Annotated in this window: 13 protein-coding genes and 1 tRNA gene; 7 read left to right on the top strand and 7 right to left on the bottom strand. The window is 69.9% G+C overall.

Translation table 11 applies throughout. The annotated features are described in order from the left end of the window. Positions 1-87: 87 nt before the first annotated feature. From ACEN9V_RS03420 to ACEN9V_RS03400, 5 genes are all read left to right on the top strand, one after another. Positions 88-1,269 (top strand): glycosyltransferase, encoded by a 1,182-nt coding sequence (locus ACEN9V_RS03420; protein WP_413602142.1) that lies wholly within the window; start codon positions 88-90, stop codon positions 1,267-1,269. Between the two features lie 11 nt (positions 1,270-1,280). Next, a tRNA-Ile gene (locus ACEN9V_RS03415) sits at positions 1,281-1,354 on the top strand. A 109-nt stretch (positions 1,355-1,463) separates the two neighbouring features. Further along, positions 1,464-2,600 (top strand): AI-2E family transporter, encoded by a 1,137-nt coding sequence (locus ACEN9V_RS03410; RefSeq protein ID WP_281264265.1) that lies wholly within the window; start codon positions 1,464-1,466, stop codon positions 2,598-2,600. Next, complete coding sequence (locus ACEN9V_RS03405) at positions 2,597-3,394, top strand: DUF1684 domain-containing protein (protein WP_413602141.1); 798 nt, start codon at positions 2,597-2,599, stop codon at positions 3,392-3,394. Before ACEN9V_RS03410 ends, ACEN9V_RS03405 begins: the two co-directional genes overlap by 4 nt. A 166-nt stretch (positions 3,395-3,560) precedes the next feature. Further along, the gene (locus ACEN9V_RS03400) at positions 3,561-4,061 is read left to right on the top strand and encodes a DUF3145 domain-containing protein (protein WP_281264267.1); all 501 of its coding nucleotides are present in this window, start codon (positions 3,561-3,563) and stop codon (positions 4,059-4,061) included. A gap of 168 nt (positions 4,062-4,229) precedes the next feature. Here ACEN9V_RS03400 and ACEN9V_RS03395 read toward each other — a convergent pair whose 3' ends face one another. From ACEN9V_RS03395 to aceE, 6 genes are all read right to left on the bottom strand, one after another. Continuing rightward, complete coding sequence (locus ACEN9V_RS03395; protein WP_281264268.1) at positions 4,230-5,474, bottom strand: beta-ketoacyl-[acyl-carrier-protein] synthase family protein; 1,245 nt, start codon at positions 5,472-5,474, stop codon at positions 4,230-4,232. 108 nt (positions 5,475-5,582) lie between these two features. Beyond that, positions 5,583-5,831, bottom strand: coding sequence for an acyl carrier protein (locus ACEN9V_RS03390; protein WP_281264269.1), 249 nt, complete (start codon positions 5,829-5,831; stop codon positions 5,583-5,585). 103 nt (positions 5,832-5,934) lie between these two features. Next, complete coding sequence (locus ACEN9V_RS03385) at positions 5,935-6,966, bottom strand: beta-ketoacyl-ACP synthase III (RefSeq protein ID WP_402728500.1); 1,032 nt, start codon at positions 6,964-6,966, stop codon at positions 5,935-5,937. After that, the gene (locus ACEN9V_RS03380) at positions 6,963-7,892 is read right to left on the bottom strand and encodes an ACP S-malonyltransferase (protein WP_413602140.1); all 930 of its coding nucleotides are present in this window, start codon (positions 7,890-7,892) and stop codon (positions 6,963-6,965) included. Before ACEN9V_RS03380 ends, ACEN9V_RS03385 begins: the two co-directional genes overlap by 4 nt. Before the next feature lie 91 nt (positions 7,893-7,983). Continuing rightward, positions 7,984-9,210: a PucR family transcriptional regulator gene (locus tag ACEN9V_RS03375; protein WP_413602139.1), complete on the bottom strand. Its 1,227-nt coding sequence runs from the start codon at positions 9,208-9,210 to the stop codon at positions 7,984-7,986. A gap of 8 nt (positions 9,211-9,218) precedes the next feature. Beyond that, positions 9,219-11,963 carry a pyruvate dehydrogenase (acetyl-transferring), homodimeric type gene (gene aceE / locus ACEN9V_RS03370; protein WP_281264272.1) on the bottom strand — a complete coding sequence of 915 codons (2,745 nt, stop codon included), beginning with the start codon at positions 11,961-11,963 and terminating at the stop codon, positions 9,219-9,221. Between the two features lie 314 nt (positions 11,964-12,277). Here aceE and ACEN9V_RS03365 point away from each other — a divergent pair, with 314 nt between their 5' ends. Then, positions 12,278-12,766, top strand: coding sequence for a peroxiredoxin (locus ACEN9V_RS03365; RefSeq protein ID WP_402728504.1), 489 nt, complete (start codon positions 12,278-12,280; stop codon positions 12,764-12,766). Between the two features lie 110 nt (positions 12,767-12,876). Then, the gene (locus tag ACEN9V_RS03360; RefSeq protein ID WP_413602138.1) at positions 12,877-13,854 is read left to right on the top strand and encodes an alpha/beta fold hydrolase; all 978 of its coding nucleotides are present in this window, start codon (positions 12,877-12,879) and stop codon (positions 13,852-13,854) included. Here the strand turns inward: ACEN9V_RS03360 and ACEN9V_RS03355 are convergent. Next, positions 13,790-14,335, bottom strand: coding sequence for a hypothetical protein (locus ACEN9V_RS03355; RefSeq protein ID WP_413602137.1), 546 nt, complete (start codon positions 14,333-14,335; stop codon positions 13,790-13,792). The genes ACEN9V_RS03360 and ACEN9V_RS03355 overlap by 65 nt on opposite strands. Positions 14,336-14,344: the final 9 nt, after the last annotated feature.

Below are 14,344 nucleotides of genomic sequence, written 5' to 3'. Positions count from 1 at the left end.
TACGGTAGCGTTTCAGGCCCAGACCAACGCCGGCACGTCGGACCAGCGACCCGCCGGATGCAGGCCCAGGAGAGGACGACGCCCACCGTGTCAGGAGACGCCACCCCCACCGGACGCCCACTGCGCATCCTCATCGCCGCAGACACCTTCTCACCGGACGTCAACGGCGCTGCCACCTTCACGGAGCAGCTCGCCGTCGGCCTCGCCGAGCGCGGCCACGAGGTCCACATCATCGCCCCGGCCGCGGGCCGGCACCACGGCACCTTCGACGAGGAACACCGCGGGGTCACCCTCGTCGTGCACCGGCTCAAATCGTACAAGTGGCCGCTGCACGCCTGGCTGCGCTTCGCGTGGCCCTGGAGCGTCCGGAAGCACACCGCCCCCATCATCGATGCGATCAAGCCCGACGTGCTGCACATCCAGTCGCACATCATCGTCGGCCGCGGCGTCGCCCGGGAAGCACACGACCGGGGCATCCGGATCATCGCGACGAACCACTTCATGCCCGAGAACCTCCTCGAGTACACGCCCTTCGGTCGCTTCACGCTGCCGATCGCGCTGAAGATCGCGTGGAACGACGCCGCCCGCACCTACCGGCTCGCCGACGCCATCACGACGCCGACGAACCTCGCCGCCGACTACCTCCGCGAAGCCATCGCCGGACAGCGCGTGCTCGCGATCTCGTGCGGCATCGACGCCTCGCGGTACGTCGCGCGGGAAGGCCGTCCGGCGAACAACGAGATCGTCTTCGTCGGCCGCGTCGCCCCGGAGAAGAACCTCGACGTCCTGTTCCGGGCGCTGCCGCTGCTCCCAGCCGAGCTCGGCGCGCGCATCACGATCGTCGGTGACGGCGAGATGATCCCGAAGCTGACCGCGCTGTCGAAGGAGCTCGGGATCGAGGACCGGGTGACGTTCCTCGGGTTCGTCTCCGACGAGGTGAAGTTCCGCACCCTGACGAACGCCACGGTCTTCGCGATGCCGTCCACGGCCGAGCTGCAGAGCATCGCCTCGCTCGAGGCGATGGCGTCCGGTCTGCCGGTCGTCGTCGCGAACTCGATGGCGCTGCCGCACCTGGTCGACGGCAACGGGTACCTGTTCGAGCCCGGTGACGAGCGCGACCTCGCCGACAAGCTCGCGAAGGTCCTGACGGCCTCGGACGAGGACTACATCCGTCTCCGAGAGCGCAGTCTGGCCATGATCGAGGCGCACGACATCAACCGCACGCTCGCGACGTTCGAGTCGCTGTATCGTGGGGAGCCGGTGGCCTAGGCTCCCGACGAGGGGCGGTAGCCAAGCTGGTCAAGGCAGTCTGCTCATAACGGAACGATCGCGGGTTCGAGTCCCGCCCGCCCCACGTAGTCGCAACGAAGCGCGGGTTCAAGAAGCTCCGAGACACCGGCCCGCCCCACGCAGTCGCAACCCACCGCGGGTTCAAGACGATTCGAAAGGCGGGCCCGCCCCACGTGCACCTCCCCACACGCAAGCGGAACAACGACGACGACCAGACGCCCCGCCCGACCCCGAACGTGACGTTCGAGGCGTCCCGGTCGGGCACCGGCGTGCGCGTCAACGCGTTCCGCATCGGGTTCATGGGCGGCATCGGCGTCCTCGTCGCGCTGCTCGCCGGCGCCCTCATCGGCCAGCTGTCGACCGTCCTCGTCTACATCGGCGTCGCGCTGTTCATCGCCCTCGGCCTCGACCCGCTCGTCACGTTCCTCGAGCGCTACATCCCACGGTGGGCCGCGATCCTGGCGGTCGTCGTCGTGGTGCTCGGGGCGTTCGTGGGCATCGTGTTCGCCGTCGTACCGATCGTCGTCAACCAGGCGACGAACCTGGTGCACAACTTCCCGGAGATCGTCGAGGACATCTCCAAGCAGGACTGGGTGCAGAACCTGTCGAAGCAGCTCGCCGGCTCGTTCGACCTGACGCACGCGCTGCAGTCGGTCCAGTCCTTCGCCGAGGACCCGGGCAACCTGCTGAGTCTCGGGGGCGGGATCCTCGCGGTCGGCACCGGCATCCTGTCCGGGCTGACCGGCGTGCTCATCGTGCTCATCCTGATGCTCTACTTCCTGGCGTCGATGCGGAGCATGAAGAGCATGCTGTACCGCTTCGTGCCGGCCTCGCGTCGCCAGAACTTCGTCGACGTCAGCGAAGAGGTGACGTCCTCGGTCGGTCGCTACGTCGTCGGCCAGATCTCGCAGGCAGCGATCAACGGGATCCTCAGCCTGGTGTTCCTGCTCATCATCGGCGCGCCGCTCCCGGTGCTGCTGGCCACGTTCGCGTTCATGGGGTCCCTGATCCCGCTCGTCGGGACGCTCGGCGCGGCGATCGTGATCTCGCTGCTCTGCTTCTTCGCCTCGCCGGCGACCGCGCTGGCCGCCGCGATCTACTACCTCGTGTACATGCAGGTGGAGTCGTACGTGATCTCCCCGCGCATCATGTCCCGCGCCGTGCAGGTCCCCGGCGCGCTCGTCGTCATCGCCGCGGTCGCCGGAGCCACGATCGGTGGAGTCCTCGGCGCCCTCGTCGCCGTGCCGATCGCCGCATCGGTGATCATCATCGTGCAGAAGGTCATCTACCCGAGGCAGGAGCAGGCATGACCTCCTCCGCGCGTGAGCGCTGGGCGGTCGGTCCGCGAGGCCCGCTGGCCCTGGTGAACGCGCAGCGGGTCGATCACCCGCAGGCCGTCTGGCCCGTGCCCGGCACGTGGGCACCGTCGGTCGGCGGACTCACCGTGACCGCTGCCGCGGGTGACGGTGTGGTCGTCGACGGCGTCCCGGTCGACGGAACGGTCCTCGTCGCAGGTGACGAGGCGGTCGTCCCGTCGACGGTCGCCTTCCCGGAGGGGTTCGCCGGGACCGTCGCCGGACGCACCCTCCGCGTGTGGGACCCGGCATCGGAGGCGATCGCCCGCTTCGCCGCGATCGACCGGTTCCCACGGTCCGACGACTGGATCGGTTCCGGCCGCTTCACGCCGGCGCGGGACGTGGCCGGCCTGGAGGCTCGTGGTGACGTCCTCGACGCCGCCGGCGATCCGTTGGTGGTCGCCGGCACCGTGTCGACGACCGTGGGTGGCGTGGCCGTCACGCTCGTCGCGGTCCGGTCGGCACCGTTGGGGGGAGCGGCGCGGCTGCAGCTCATCGTCCAGGACGCGACGAGTGCGCTCCCCGAGGACGACGGCCACAGCAGCTACTCGATGGGGCGGTTCCTGTTCGTCTCCGACCCGGGCGCCGCCGCAGACGTCGAGCTCGACTGGAACGAACTGGTGCTGCCACCGTGCGCGTTCTCGTACCAGTACGCCTGCCCGATCCCGCCGCCGGAGAACCGCCTGTCGGTCCTGGTGACGGCGGGGGAGCGGCACCCGATCGATCGGGATGGTGCCGTCTTCCACTGATCCGGGCTCGGACACGGGCGGATCCGGCCCGCGTCCTTGCCGTTCCCAGCGGCGACGCTGCATAATGGGCGTGTCCGCAAGGACATCACAATCGGATATCGATGGCTCTGGTCACCGGATCCTCCGCAGGTCGATGGGGAAGTCGCACCTGATGATCGGAGGAATCATGACCGGGACTGCGTCAGGAGTGCTCTACGTGCACTCCTCCCCGCGCGCGCTCTGCCCCCATGTCGAATGGGCAGCAGGTCGCGCGATGAGTCGTGCCGTGAACTTCTCCTGGCTGGACCAGCCCGCGCAGGACGGCTCCCGGCGTACCGAGTACACGTGGACCGGGCAGGTCGGTACCGGTGCCGCTATCGCCTCTGCGCTGCGGGGCTGGGAGCACCTCCGCTACGAGGTCACCGAGGAGCCCACCGAGGCGTCCGACGGCGGCCGGTGGATGCACACACCCGACCTCGGCGTCTTCTACGCGCAGACCGACGTCACGGGCAACATGGTGATCCCCGAGGACCGCGTGCGCTACGCGATGGAGGTCGCCGGCAGCAACGCCCTCGAACTGCACCGTGAACTCCGACTGGCGCTCGGCCAGGCCTGGGACGACGAACTCGAGCCGTTCCGCCACGCTGCCGAGGGCAACCCGGTCGTCTGGCTCCACCGCGTGGGCTGACCCCGCCACGGCGTCAGTCCGGCGCTCCAGGACTCCGACACCTCTGCGAAAGCGACAGTTCCCCGCCGATCACCGGCGGGGAACTGTCGCTTTCGCGATGTGGACGCGACCACAGGACGACGGAGGCCCGCCCCGCAGACGCGAGACGGGCCTCCTGGCTGATCGGTGTCAGGCCGTGCGGAACGCGACGACGGCGTTGTGGCCGCCGAAGCCGAACGAGTTGCTGACCGCGAGCAGGTCGCCCGCCGGCAGCTCGCGCGGAGCCGTCGCGACGTCCATCACGATCTCCGGGTCCTGCTCGGTGAGGTTGATCGTCGGCGGCGCGACCCGGTTGTGCAGCGCGAGGACGGTGAACATCGCCTCGATCGCACCGGCACCACCGAGCAGGTGCCCGGTGGACGCCTTGGTCGCCGAGACGACGACGGAGTCGAGGTGGTCACCGAACACGCGACGCATGGCGTGGTACTCGGCGATGTCGCCGACCGGGGTCGACGTGGCGTGCGCGTTGACGTGCGCGACGTCGTCGCGCGAGGCACCGGCGTGCTCGAGTGCCGTCAGGACCGCACGGGCGGCCGCGCTGCCCTCGGGGTCCGGAGCGGTGATGTGGAATGCGTCTGACGTGATGCCGGCGCCGGCGACCTCGGCGTAGATCTTCGCGCCGCGGGCCTCGGCGTGCTCCTTCGTCTCGAGGATGAGGGCGGCGGCGCCGTCCGCGAGCACGAAGCCGTCGCGCGTGACGTCGTACGGACGCGAGGCGGTCTCGGGGGAGTCGTTCCGACGCGAGAGCGCCTGCATCGCGGCGAAGGACGCGAGCGGCATCGGGTGGAGCGCTGCTTCGGCACCACCGGCGATGACGATGTCGGCTTCACCCGTGGCCACGTGCCGGTACGCCTCGGCGAGGGACTCGGTGGACGAGGCACATGCGGAGAGGTACGTCCGAGCACCGCCGCGGGCACCGAACTCCATCTCGATGGCCGCTGCCGGACCGTTCGCCATGAGCATCGGCACGGTCATCGGGAGGACGCGGCGCGGGCCCTTCTCGCGCAGGGTGTCCCATGCGTCGAGCAGGGTGTTCACGCCGCCGATGCCGGTCGCCCAGTCGACGATGAGACGCTCGGGGACGACGGTCTCGTTGTCGATGCCGGCGTCGGCCCAGGCTTCGCGCGCGGCGATGAGCGAGAGCTGCGACGACGGGTCGAACCGCTTCGTCTCCGGGCGGGTGAGCTGGTCGGTGATGAACTTCCGGGCCTGGCCCGCGAACTCGACGGGGATGTCGAGCTCGGCGTAGCGAGGGTCTTCGAGCCTGGTGATGCCGGACTTGCCCTCGAGCAGGGCGTCCCAGGTCTCCGAGGCAGTCGCGGCGAGAGGGGTGATCGCACCGATCCCGGTGACGACGACGGTCTTGTTGGTCATGGAACGACTTGTTTCTTCTGAGGTGGACATGAAGAGCGCCGCGGCCCGTGACCGGAAGGGTCGAGCCGGACCGCGGCGTTCAGGAAGTTCGCGCCAGGGTTGTGGGTATCAGGCCTGGGCCTTGACGATGAAGTCGACGGCGTCACCGACGGTCTTGAGGTTCTTGACCTCTTCGTCGGGGATCTTGACGTCGAACTTCTCTTCGGCGTTCACGACGATGGTCATCATCGAGATCGAGTCGATGTCGAGGTCGTCCGTGAACGACTTGTCCGCCTGCACGGTGTCGGTCGCGATGCCGGTCTCGTCGTTGATCAGCTCGGCCAGGCCGGCGAGGACGTCTTCGTTGGACAGGGCCATGATGGTGTCTCCTTGAGGGGGGTGTCGTTTGACCGTGGACCAGCCTAGGGCACGGGGTGGTCCCGTGCCCGCAGCCTGGCGGGCCTGTGGGTGAGTCGGTGGACTAGGGGAGCACGACCACCTGCGCGCCGAACACGAGTCCGGCGCCGAACCCGATCTGCAGGGCGAGTCCGCCCGACAGCTCCGGGTGCTCGTCGAGCAGGCGGTGGGTGGCGAGCGGGATGCTCGCCGCCGACGTGTTGCCGGTGGTCGTGATGTCGCGGGCGATCACCACGGACTCGGGGAGGCCGAGCTGCTTGGCGAACTCGTCGATGATGCGGATGTTCGCCTGGTGCGGGACGAAGGCGGCGAGCTGGTCGGGGCGGACGCCTGCGGTCTCCAGCGCTTCGCGGGCGACCTTGACCATCTCCCAGACGGCCCAGCGGAACACGGTCTGACCGGCCTGCCGTATCGTCGGCCGCGCGGCCCCCGCTTCCCACTCGTTGAAGGTCGAAGTCATGCCGATCGCGTCCCACTTGGACCCGTCCGATCCCCAGATGGTCGGGGCGATGCCGGGGAAGTCGCTCGGGCCGACGACCGCCGCGCCGGCGCCGTCACCGAGCAGGAACGAGATGGACCGGTCGGTGGGGTCGACGATGTCGCTGAGCTTCTCGGCGCCGATGACCAGCACGTGGTCGGCGATGCCGGACTTCACGAACGAGTCGGCCTGGGCGATGCCGTAGGCGTACCCGGCGCACGCGGCGCTGATGTCGTAGGCCGCAGCCGGGGTGGCGCCGATGCGCTCGGCGAGGAGCGACGCCATCGACGGCGTCGCGACCGTGTGCGTCACGGTGCTGACCAGGACGACACCGATCTGGTCGGGGGTGAGCCCGGCCTTCGCGATCGCTTCGCGCGCCGCGGTCTCGGCGAGGTCGACCGCCTCGACGCCCTCACCGGCGCGCATCCGGGTGATGATCCCGGTGCGCTGCCGGATCCACTCGTCGGAGGAGTCGATCGGTCCAACGAGGTCGTCGTTCGGGACGGTGAGCTCTCCGCGCGCGGCGCCGAACGCCATGATGCGGCTGAACTCGTGGCCCCTGCGCTGCGCGAGGACGGGACGGCCGGTCGGCTCGACGGCTTCTGACACGTCGGTCATGCGGACACCTCCGCGGTGCTGAGGAGCTCGATCGCGGCCGGCAGGTCCTCGGGGGACTTGATCGCGACCGTCGGGGTGCCGCGCAGGCCGCGCTTGGCGAGTCCGACGAGCGCACCGGCCGGTGCGAGCTCGATGATGCCGGTGACACCGGCCTGCTGGAAGGACTCCATCACGGAGTCCCAGTGCACGGGGTTCGCGATCTGCTGGACCATCAGGTCGACGAACTGCCGGCCGTCGTCCACGCGCGAACCGTCGGCGTTCGTCCAGATCGGGAGCGTCGGGTCCACGGCGGTGGTGCCGGCCGCGACGGGGGCCACACGCTCGACCGCGGGGGCCATGTACCGGGTGTGGAACGCGCCGGCCACGGCGAGGGGGATCACGCGGGCCTTCGCCGGCGGGTTCTCGGCGAGTGCCGCGATCGCTGCGGCAGCGCCGGCGACGACGGTCTGCCCGCCGCCGTTGTGGTTCGCGGGCACGAGGCCGTGTGCCTCGAGGGCCTGGGCGACCTCGTCGGCGTCACCACCGAGGACGGCCGCCATCGAGGTCGGCTCGAGCGCTGCGGCGTCGGCCATCGCCCGGCCGCGGGCAGCGACGAGGGAGACGGCGTCGGTCGGCTGCAGGATGCCGGCGACGGCAGCGGCGGTGAACTCGCCGACCGAGTGTCCGGCGACGCCTCCGACCAGGGCACGGCGGCCGTCGGCGAGGAGTGCGTCGGCGGTGATGATGCCGGCGGCCACGATGAGCGGCTGGGCCAGTGCGGTGTCCTTGATGGTGTCCGCGTCGGACTCGGTACCGTGCACGGCGAGGTCCACGCCGATCGCTTCGGACCACTGCCCGACACGTTCACGAACGGCGGCGTCCTCGAGCCACGGGGCGAGGAAGCCGGGAGTCTGGGAGCCCTGTCCGGGCGCGACGACGACGATCACCGGACAATCCTGTCTGCCGCGACGCGTGCGCCCCGTGTGGACTCCCGACACGAATCCGCTCGAGACATTGTGGGACCCCTACGGTCGGAGGTCACCGGCGTCCGATCCGACGTCGACCGGAGGCCGACTCGGACATCGCGCCGAGGATGAGCGCCGACTGCACGATGAGGGCGTCGCGGGCGTGTGTGGCATCCCACCCGATGATGTCGGCGACACGACGGAGCCGGTATCGGACGGTGTTCGGGTGCACGAAGAGCTCGCGGGCCGTGGCTTCGAGGGACCGACCGGTGTCGAGGTAGCACCAGAGGGTCTGGAGCAGTTCGGTGGACTGGTCCTTCAGCGGGACGTAGATGCGCTGGACGAGGGCGGAGCGGGCGAGGGGATCGCCGGCCAGTGCTCGCTCGGGGAGCAGGTCGTCCGCGAGCGCTGGACGGGGAGCGCCGCGCCAGGCACGCGCGACGGCGAACCCGGCGAGGGCCGCCTTCGCCGAGGTCGACGCGTCGACCACCCCGGGGACCTCGTTGCCGAGGACCAGGTGCCCGTCGCCGAACATCGGCTCCAGTGCCTGCGCGATGGCCATGAACGAGACGGGCTCTTCGCCTTCGGGGACGTCGTCCCGTGGGGTCGAGCGACCGATGACGACCACGAGCCGCGACCCCTGCACGCCGATGAGCACGTCGGCGTCCATGTGGCGGGCAGCACGGCGGACCTGGTCGACCTCGAGCTGCTTCGGCGCTGTGCCGACCAGCACCGCGACCTCGCCGTGACCGTGCCAGCCGAGCGCCGCGATCCGTGACGGCAGCTCGTCGTCGTACTCGCCCGACAGGATCGAGTCGACCACGAGCGCCTCGAGCCGCGCGTCCCAGAGCCCGCGGGCCTCCGCAGCACGCGCGTAGACGTCGGCGGCTGCGAACGCGATGTCTCGCGAGTACTTCAGGATCGCCTCCTGCAGCATCTCGTCGTCCTTGGCGCGCTCCTCGACCACGGTCACGACGACGCGGATGAGCTGCAGCGTCTGCTGCAGGCTCACCGAGCGGAGGAGTTCCCGCGGCGCGGAACCGAACACGTCGGCCGCGGCGATCCACGGTGTCGACGCGCTGCCCTCGAGCCACGAGATGAACGACGTGATGCCGGCCTGCGCGACCATGCCGACCGCGGAGCGTCGACCAGGGGGCATCTCGCTGTACCAGGGGAGCGTGTCCTCGAGCCGCTTGATCGTGGCGGTCGAGAGTTCGCCCGACACCTGCCGGAGCCAGGAGAGCGCGCGTTCGCGGTCGCTCTCCCGGCCCACGGCAGGGTCGGTGCGGGGTGTCGTCACCGCCGGTGTCAGCTCTCGCCGCCGGCGGAACCGGTCGTGCCGGCGGTCACGTCGTGCAGCCGGTACTTGTCGATCGCCTGCTGGACGAGCGCCGCATCGACCTTGCCCTGGCGGGCGAGCTGCTGCAGCGTCCGCACGACGACCGAGGGGCCGTCGATGTGGAAGAAGCGACGGGCGGCCGGGCGGGTGTCCGAGAAGCCGAAGCCGTCGGCGCCGAGGGTGGCGTAGTCGGTCGGCACGAACGGGCGGATCTGCTCCTGGACCTGGTGCATGAAGTCGCTGACGGCGACGACGGGCCCCTCGGTCGAGAGCAGGCGCTCGGTGACGTACGGCGTGCGCGGCTGCTCGTTCGGGTTGAGGAACGCGTGCTGCTCCGCGTCGAGGCCGTCGCGGTAGAGCTCTCCCCAGCTCGTGACGCTCCAGACGTCTGCGGAGACGCCCCAGTCCTCGGCGAGGAGCTGCTGTGCCTCGAGGATCCACGGCACCGCGACGCCGGACGCCAGGAGCTGCGCCTTCGGGCCGTCGTGCTCGCTCGGCTTGAGCAGGTACATGCCCTTGACGATCCCGTCCACGTCGACGCCCTCGGGTTCGGCGGGCTGGACGATGGGCTCGTTGTAGACCGTCAGGTAGTACATGACGTTCGGGTCGGCGTGCTTGGGCGAGCCGTCCTCGTTCGTGCCGTACATGCGGTCCAGGCCGGACTGCACGATGTGCCCGATCTCGTAGCCGTACGCCGGGTCGTAGGACACGACGGCCGGGTTCGTCGCCGCGAGCAGCAGCGAGTGTCCGTCGGCGTGCTGCAGGCCCTCGCCCGTGAGCGTCGTGCGGCCGGCGGTCGCGCCGATCATGAACCCGCGGGTCATCTGGTCGCCGGCGGCCCAGATGGCGTCGCCGGTGCGCTGGAAGCCGAACATCGAGTAGAAGACGTAGACCGGGATGAGCGGTTCGCCCTGCGTCGAGTACGACGTGCCGACGGCGGTGAAGGCCGCGAGGGCACCGGCTTCGTTGATGCCGACGTGGATGATCTGGCCCTGCGGGCTCTCCTTGTACGCCAGGAGGAGTTCGCGGTCGACGGACGTGTAGTGCTGCCCGTTCGGGTTGTAGATCTTCGCCGTCGGGAAGTACGCGTCCATGCCGAACGTGCGTGCCTCGTCCGGGATGATCGGGACCACGCGGTCGCCGAAGTCCGGGGAGCGCAGCAGGTCCTTCAGCAGACGGGCGAACGCCATGGTGGTGGCGATCTCCTGCTTGCCGGAACCCTTCTTGACGACCTGGTACTTCGAGTCGTCCGGCAGCGTGATCGACGTGTACTTGGTGCGACGCTCCGGGACGTACCCGCCGAGTGCCTGACGGCGCTCGTGCATGTACTGGATCGCCTCGTCGTCGTTCCCCGGGTGGTAGTACGGCGGCGTGTAGGGGTTCTCCTCGAGCTGCGCGTCGGAGATCGGGATGCGCATCTCGTCGCGGAACTGCTTGAGGTTGTCGAGCGTGAGCTTCTTCATCTGGTGGGTCGCGTTGCGGCCCTCGAAGCTCGGGCCGAGGCCGTAGCCCTTGACCGTCTTCGCGAGGATGACGGTCGGCTGGCCCTTGTGCTCGGTCGCGGCCTTGAACGCCGCGTAGACCTTGCGGTAGTCGTGGCCACCGCGCTTGAGGTTCCAGACCTGGTCGTCGCTGTAGCCGTCGATGAGCTGCAGCGCCTTGGGGTCGCGCCCGAAGAAGTTCTCGCGGACGTACGCGCCGTTCTCGGCCTTGTACGTCTGGTAGTCACCGTCGGGGGTGACGTTCATCAGGTTGAGCAGCGCGCCGTCGGTGTCGCGGGCGAGCAGGTCGTCCCACTCGCGGCCCCAGATCACCTTGATGACGTTCCAGCCGGCACCGCGGAAGTAGCTCTCGAGCTCCTGGATGATCTTGCCGTTGCCGCGCACCGGGCCGTCGAGACGCTGCAGGTTGCAGTTGATCACGAAGTTGAGGTTGTCGAGCCCGTCGTTCGCCGCGACCTGCAGCTGCCCACGGGACTCGACCTCGTCCATCTCGCCGTCGCCGAGGAACGCCCAGACCTGCTGGTCGGACGCGTCCTTGATGCCGCGGTTCGACAGGTACTTGGCCTGCTGTGCCTGGTAGATCGCGTTGATCGGGCCGATGCCCATCGACACGGTCGGGAACTGCCAGAAGTGCGGCATGAGGCGCGGGTGCGGGTACGACGACAGTCCGCCGCCCTCGTGCGACTTCTCCTGACGGAACCCGTCGAGCTGGTTCTCGTCGAGGCGGCCTTCCATGTAGGCACGGGCGTACATGCCTGGGGAGGCGTGGCCCTGGAAGAAGACCTGGTCGCCGCCGGACGCGTGGTCCTGCGCGCGGAAGAAGTGGTTGTAGCCGACCTCGTACAGGGCGGCGCTCGACGCGTAGGTCGAGATGTGGCCGCCGACCGAGATGCCGGGGCGCTGCGCGCGGTGCACCGTGATGGCCGCGTTCCAGCGGATCCAGCGGCGGTAGCGACGCTCGAGCTCTTCGTCGCCGGGGAACTCCGGCTCGTTCTCCGGCGCGATCGTGTTGACGTAGTCCGTCGTCGGGACCATCGGCACGCCGAGGTGCAGTTCCTTGGACCGCTTGAGCAGGCTCAGCATGATCTCGCGCGCACGCTCGTGACCGTGTGCGGCGACCAGTCCGTCGAGGGACTCACGCCATTCGGCGGTCTCCTCCGGGTCCTGGTCCGTGCTGCCGTTGCTGTACGGGTCCTGGTCGTTCACCGTCACCCTTGACCTCGGTTCGTTCTCGTGGTGGTGGACATGGTGGCGCACCGGTCGGTCGGGTCGCGACCAGCGGTGGGAGCCTCGACCACTCTAGGCCCCACTGCCGACAGGTCGCCTGTGGGAGCCGCGCCCACACGGAACACTCCTGGGCCCCAGCACCGACGAGCACCCTGATGGTGACGTGTGTCCGCACGCTCGTGAACAGGTGCTTGCATTCGCGTGTCGTCGGCGTACGATTGCCGATCGTGCCCGTGCGACCCTGCGCGTGCATGGATCGACGGGCACACCCGCAGCCCGAGGAAGAAGTACACGCAACGATGGCACTGGAGATCGGCTCACTCGCGCCGGACTTCGAACTCCCGAACCAGTTCGGAGAGCACGTCCGCCTCAGCGACTTCCGCGGTTCCCGCCCGGTCGCACTCGTCTTCTTCCCGCTCGCGTTCTCGTCGACCTGCACGAGCGAGCTCTGCGCCCTCCGGGACAACATCGCGATGTTCCAGGACAACCGCGTCGAGCTCATCGGCATCTCGGTCGACTCGAAGGCGACGCTCCGCTCGTTCGCCGACCTCAACGGCTACGACTTCGAGCTCCTCGCGGACTTCTGGCCGCACGGCGCCGTCTCGAAGGAGTACGGGGTCTTCCTCGAGCACAAGGGCTTCGCGAACCGCGCCACCTTCGTCATCGACGTCCAGGGCCGCATCCGCGCGTCGATCATCTCCGAGCCCGGCGTCGCCCGCGACGTCACCGAGTACCGCGCGGCGCTCGACCGGCTGGCCGCCTGCACGGCGCCCGTCCCGGTCGCCTGACCGTCGGTCGCCTGACAGTCGGACGCCTGACGGGCGGTCCGTCGCACCAACCGTCGACCGGTCCGGTTCCGAACACCTCCCGGGTGCGCAGGCACCGGACTGGAGGCTCGGTGCACGCCATCGACACCGCCGCAGCACCGCGGACGGGCACGACCGACGCGTACGCGCCGTTCCCGGTGACGGCTGACGCCGACAGGTGGTCGCTCCGCAGGACGGTCGTCCCGACCGTGCACGGTCCCGTCGTGGTGCACGCCCGCAGCGGGGGCCGGCCCCTGCTGTTCCTCCACGGGGTCGCCGGTTCCTGGACCACGTGGACCCCGTTGCTCGAGGCCGCCGACGGCTTCCCGACCCGCGGGCTGGTCCTCGTCGACCTGCCCGGCTGGGGGTCGTCGCCCGCACCTTCGACGCCACTGTCGGTCGACGACGCCGTCGCGGTGCTGACCGCCGTGCTCGATGCGCTCGACGTCCCGGTCGTCGACGTCGTCGGGCACTCGATGGGCGCCTTCGTCGGCATGCACCTCGCGGTCGCCGCCCCGGACCGGACCCGCTCGGTGACGCTCGTCTCCGGGACGACGTTCGCCGCGATCGACGCCGCTCGGCACCTCGTGCGCGGCGTGCTGACCGTCCCCGCGTTCACACTGCTGCGGGCCGGCCTCGCCGTCACGCGGGGCGCGGCCGTCCCGATGCTCCGGGTGCTCGCCGGCATCGGTCTCCTGCGGTTGCTCGCCGCACCCGTCTTCACCCACGTGCGGCGCCTGGACCGGAGCGTGCTCGACGCCTTCGTCGAGGAGCTCCGGCCTGCAGGCTTCCTCGCCGCCGCGCGATCGGGCGCCGCCTACGACACGGACCGCTGGCGCGGGATCCAGTGCCCCGTGACCGCGGTCTCCGGGCGCGACGACGTGTTCGCCCGCGTCCGAGACCTCGAGGACCTGGCACGCGTGGTGCCGCAGACGCGGACGGTGCTCCTGGACGACTGCGGGCACTTCGCCCACGTCGAGCACCCGGCAGCGGTGGTCGCCGCGCTCAGTGGTACTGCGGCGGCCAGTCGAACGCGGGCGGACGACGTGGGACCTCGCCGACGGTCGTGACGACGAGGTCGACCTCGCCGAGGTCCTCCAGCTCGATCGACCGAGGGTTCCCCAGGTACCGGCGGCCGTCGACCCACACGGTCAGGTCCCCGTGCAGACCGCCCACACCCCAGGCGCTCAAGGAGACGCCCCACTCGTCGAAGAACTGCCCGAGGGTGAAGTCCTGACGGACCGGCGACTCGACGTGGACGATGCCCGACGTGTCGTGCGTGTGGATCTCCGCGGCGAAGTGCCGACGGTCCGAGTGGCCGATGTCCGCGGGGATCACGACCGGTTCGTCACCGTCGGTGATCGTCACGTGGGTGTGGATGTGCTCGGCCAGTCGCTGTCCCCACACGTCGTGGAGCCCTGCGGCCTCGGCCCGTGCCGCGAGGTCGGTCGGACGCGGCCACGGCGGACCGTCCTGCACCGCCGAGCACCCCGCGAGGAGCACCACGAGCGCGGCGGCCGTCAGGGTCGCAGTCGCCGTCGCTCGTCGCACTGTTCCGTG

The sequence above is a fragment of the Curtobacterium sp. Curtsp57 genome (genome assembly GCF_047324335.1).
GTDB lineage: Bacteria > Actinomycetota > Actinomycetes > Actinomycetales > Microbacteriaceae > Curtobacterium.
Note: the sequence above shows the minus strand (reverse complement) of the source record. Positions and strands in the feature narration are given on the sequence as shown.

Bases quoted from the DNA above. Each gene is read 5' to 3' on its own strand.
- ACEN9V_RS03405 (WP_413602141.1), top strand. From the start codon at position 2,597: ATGACCTCCTCCGCGCGTGAGCGCTGGGCGGTCGGTCCGCGAGGCCCG.
- ACEN9V_RS03400 (WP_281264267.1), top strand. From the start codon at position 3,561: ATGACCGGGACTGCGTCAGGAGTGCTCTACGTGCACTCCTCCCCGCGC.
- ACEN9V_RS03395 (WP_281264268.1), bottom strand. From the start codon at position 5,474: ATGACCAACAAGACCGTCGTCGTCACCGGGATCGGTGCGATCACCCCT.
- ACEN9V_RS03390 (WP_281264269.1), bottom strand. From the start codon at position 5,831: ATGGCCCTGTCCAACGAAGACGTCCTCGCCGGCCTGGCCGAGCTGATC.
- ACEN9V_RS03385 (WP_402728500.1), bottom strand. From the start codon at position 6,966: ATGACCGACGTGTCAGAAGCCGTCGAGCCGACCGGCCGTCCCGTCCTC.
- ACEN9V_RS03365 (WP_402728504.1), top strand. From the start codon at position 12,278: ATGGCACTGGAGATCGGCTCACTCGCGCCGGACTTCGAACTCCCGAAC.